The organism is Acinetobacter sp. AKBS16, from assembly GCF_002899995.1.
GTDB lineage: Bacteria > Pseudomonadota > Gammaproteobacteria > Pseudomonadales > Moraxellaceae > Acinetobacter > Acinetobacter baumannii.
On record NZ_POYH01000082.1, the window covers coordinates 41,697 to 45,493 of the forward strand.

The following is a 3,797-nucleotide window of genomic DNA, read 5'->3' on the forward strand; positions in this document are numbered from 1 at the left end:
TAGATGCCATCACACGGGGTCACTTACAAGCTGAACTTCAGCGTATCTGGCAACACGAAAAAATCACCATGATTTTAGTTACCCATGATATTGAAGAAGCTGTCTATCTTGGAGACCGTGTCATTGTGATGTCAGCCCGACCAGGAAAAATTAAAGAAATTATTCAAGTTCCGCTGACACATCCTCGACATAAAGAAAGTGAACTTTTATTTGGTTTTCGCAATCAGGCACTTAATATGCTAGATCACACAGCATAATTAATTTGAATATTGATCTATATTAATATGATTTAGAAAACAGATAATGTCGTGATATTAATATTCTTTACATTTAATTAATATAGGATAGAGAAAATGGGTTTATCTATTTGGCATATTTTACTGTTTGCAGTGATTGTTATTTTATTATTTGGAACTTCAAAGTTAAAAAACCTAGGTAAGGACTTAGGTGGTGCAATTAAAGATTTTAAAGATTCAGTTAATTCTGATGATCAAAAGTTATTGCAAAACCAACAATACAAAGATATTAGTCCAGTTGAATCACATAATGAAAAACAAAATAAAATATGAGTGATTTATTATTATGTTTAATATCAGTTTTGGAGAGTTATTAGCTTTTGCAATTATTGCGCTTATTATTTTAGGACCTGAAAAGCTTCCTCATACATTAAGATCAGTCCTCCTCAAATACAGAGCCGTTAAAAACCAAATTAGTAAAATTCAAAATGATATTGAAAACGAACTTGACCTGATCGAACTTAAGAGAGTCATGCAAGAAGAGCTGCAAAAAATAAAACAAAATGAAGAGCAGCTCAAACAACAACTCGCTCTTATGCAACAAGAAATTGAAAATGTACAAACATCTGTTTTTACGGAACAAAAAACCAAAGCACGGCGCATCAACGACTATATCTATACCCACTCACAAGATGAGTTAAAGACACCATTTTTAGCTCATTTTAAAACAGCCAATAAATTCAGTGAGGATCAAGCCGCATGACGGAACATATTGTCAGTGAAAGCCTCACTGAAATGAAATATAGCGAACATTTAAAAGAATTAAGAAAACGGCTGATCTATAGCATTGGTATTGTTTTAGCGATTTTTTTATTATTACTTCCGCTTGCTCAGAAGAACTACCATTTTCTTGCTCATCCTTTAATTTCATTACTTCCTAGCAATTCCACCATGATTGCAACAGATGTGATGAGTACTTTTTTAGCACCCTTTAAACTCAATATTTATTTTGCGATTTTATTAAGCATTCCCTTTATTCTTTATCAATTTTGGCAATTTGTAGCTCCAGCTCTTTATCAAAAAGAAAAAAGGTTCGGTATAGCACTTATGCTTTCGAGTAACCTTCTATTTTATTTAGGAATTGTGTTTGCCTATACTTTAATTTTGCCTCTCGCTTTAAAGTTTTTCGTCTTGGCATCGCCTGATAATGTGTTACCTATGACGGATATCAATAGCTATCTAGATTTTTGTTTAAAGCTTTTTCTTGCTTTTGGTCTGGCATTTCAAATTCCAGTTTTAACTTATATTCTTATTTTTATTGGTCTTATTTCTATTCAACAGCTAGAAGCACATCGTAAGCACATCATTGTATTCTTCTTTTTTATTGCAATGTTTATTACCCCTCCTGATGTTTTTAGCATGCTTGCTCTTGCAGTCCCAATGTGGTTGTTATTTGAATTGGGTTTATGGATCACAAAATTCACAACGCAAAAAAACATCCATTAAAAAATGGATGTTTTTTCTATGTAAAACCCTTAAGCAATTTCATTTTCATTCTTATTAGGTAGTAAGTTATATCTTGATAAAAGATTACGTAAAACATTACGCGATAGGCCTAACATTTTTGCTGTCTTGACCTGATTGTTCCAGCAACTTGAAAATGCAGTATTTACTATTTTATCTTCAATAATATGCCATGCTTCCCCATCATATTCTTGAAAAAGACGCTTCAAAATACTTTCAAACTCTTGAATAAGATCATTGTCTGGTAACACGGCAGAACCCGTTTCCTCAGAAAATCTTAAATGCTCAAGATCAATTGTTTTACCGCCACTCACCAGCAAAGCATAGTGAATATTGTTTTCTAGCTCACGAATGTTGCCTGGCCAGCTATAGTTCAGCAGCGCATTTCTTGCTCTATCACTGATATTTGGCTTAGTCGTAATGAGCTTCTGAGAGTATGAACTTAAGAAGAAATCAACCAGAGGTAAAATATCTCCTTTACGTTCACGCAGTGGCAAAATATTAAGCACAACCACGTTCAAGCGATAATATAAATCGAGACGAAACTTATTTTCTGCTACCGCTTTACGTAGGTCAACGTGTGTCCCCGATAGAATACGGACATTAATTGGAATTGGTTTTCGACCACCCACGCGTACGACTTCTTTTTCTTGCAACACCCTTAACAGCTTAACTTGTAAGGATAGAGGCAACTCACCTACTTCATCTAAAAATAAAGTACCCCCATCGGCTGTTTCAAAAATACCAGCTCGAGTTTTGTTTGCACCCGTAAAAGCACCAGCTTCATAGCCAAACAGTTCAGACTCGGCAAGAGTCTCGACCAAAGCACCACAATTGACCGCAAGAAAAGGCTTATTTTTACGATCACTTTTCAAATGAATTTCGCGTGCAATTAACTCTTTACCTGTCCCAGACTCTCCTTGAATGATGACACTAGCAGAGCTTGGAGCAATCGTTTCAACTTGATTTAATAATTTACGGGAGTTCTGATCTGAAAAGATAATTGCTTTTGCTCTTATTGGTTTTACAGGAACACCATTATCAGGCAAAGTAATTACTTTATAATCATTATCTAAAAAGGTCTTCATAATTACCCCATAAAACTTATGATATAAGCATTCTAAAAGGCTATATTACATTTCAGTGTGTTTTTTAATAAATAACAAATAAATATATTTAATCCAAAATTCATCTAATTTATTCTGAAAATATTTTCTCTTATAAATTAAAAATAAACACAATTCTTTTTTTATGATATGTTGCTTCTCAAACACAATGTTGTGTTTTTGATTAAATCCAAACACTCTAAAAAATTATTATCCATTCCTATATTTAATTTATATAGGTATAAAGTTTGGCATTTATTTTGCTCATTCATTTAAAATCCACAAAATAGGTTTAATAATGAGCATCGAATTTGTAGGTATGGTTTTCCCTAACCAATGGTCTGAAACCAAAGGAACGCGAATTGGCCATAAAATTGACCTCGAATATCTACGTTACCATGCACGGGCACATGAATATGCGGGTTTTGATAAAGTCTTAATTGCTAGCGGGCCAACCAGCCCAGACAGTGCACAAATCGCGGCATACCTTGCCCAACATACAGAACGTCTTGGATTTATGATTGCCCATCGTCCTGCACTCCTCACTCCAAATCTTGCTGCACGTTCTTTTGCTACGCTTGACCACACTACAGGTGGTGGAAGAATCCGATTACATGCAATTACGGGAATTACAGCGGAGCCTCAAGAAGGTGATTATATTGTTGATAAAGTTCAGCGCTATGAACGGACGGGTGAATATCTAGATATCATCCAGAAACTTTGGAAAAGCGATCAACCGATTAGTTATGAAGGTAAATACTTTAAGTTAGATAATGCTTTTTGCCCGTTAAAGCCTGTCAACGGTACAATCCCGATTTCATTCGGTGGTTCATCAGACATTGCTTATGATATTGCAGTCCGCCATGCAGATCTCTATTCACTATGGGGTGAACCACTGGCTGGAGTAAAAGAGCAAATTACTAAATTGAAG

The 3,797-nt window shown here is 34.8% G+C and carries 5 protein-coding genes and 1 pseudogene; 5 read left to right on the forward strand and 1 reads right to left on the reverse strand.

The window, feature by feature from the left end; translation table 11 throughout:
* The 4 genes and pseudogenes from C1642_RS19635 to tatC form a co-directional block, all read left to right on the forward strand.
* Nucleotides 1–257: pseudogene (locus C1642_RS19635) on the forward strand (ABC transporter ATP-binding protein); the annotation flags it as partial.
* A 96-nt stretch (nt 258–353) separates the two neighbouring features.
* Nucleotides 354–569: a Sec-independent protein translocase subunit TatA gene (locus tag C1642_RS14855; RefSeq protein ID WP_005040670.1), complete on the forward strand. Its 216-nt coding sequence runs from the start codon at nt 354–356 to the stop codon at nt 567–569.
* 13 nt (nt 570–582) lie between these two features.
* Entirely contained in the window at nt 583–999 is a 417-nt protein-coding gene (gene tatB, locus C1642_RS14860; protein WP_031965290.1) for a Sec-independent protein translocase protein TatB, read from the forward strand.
* On the forward strand, nt 996–1,742 hold the full coding sequence (tatC, locus tag C1642_RS14865) for a twin-arginine translocase subunit TatC (RefSeq protein ID WP_000134754.1): 747 nt from the start codon (nt 996–998) through the stop codon (nt 1,740–1,742). The genes tatB and tatC overlap by 4 nt, the downstream gene beginning before the upstream one ends.
* Before the next feature lie 29 nt (nt 1,743–1,771).
* Here the strand turns inward: tatC and C1642_RS14870 are convergent, their stop codons facing one another.
* On the reverse strand, nt 1,772–2,848 hold the full coding sequence (locus C1642_RS14870; RefSeq protein ID WP_000846949.1) for a sigma-54 interaction domain-containing protein: 1,077 nt from the start codon (nt 2,846–2,848) through the stop codon (nt 1,772–1,774).
* Between the two features lie 316 nt (nt 2,849–3,164).
* Here C1642_RS14870 and C1642_RS19640 point away from each other — a divergent pair.
* A partial coding sequence (locus tag C1642_RS19640) for an LLM class flavin-dependent oxidoreductase (protein WP_228153921.1) occupies nt 3,165–3,797 on the forward strand: 633 nt, incomplete at its 3' end.

Bases quoted from the DNA above. Each gene is read 5' to 3' on its own strand.
- C1642_RS14870 (WP_000846949.1), bottom strand. From the start codon at position 2,848: ATGAAGACCTTTTTAGATAATGATTATAAAGTAATTACTTTGCCTGAT.
- tatB (WP_031965290.1), top strand. From the start codon at position 583: ATGTTTAATATCAGTTTTGGAGAGTTATTAGCTTTTGCAATTATTGCG.
- tatC (WP_000134754.1), top strand. From the start codon at position 996: ATGACGGAACATATTGTCAGTGAAAGCCTCACTGAAATGAAATATAGC.
- C1642_RS14855 (WP_005040670.1), top strand. From the start codon at position 354: ATGGGTTTATCTATTTGGCATATTTTACTGTTTGCAGTGATTGTTATT.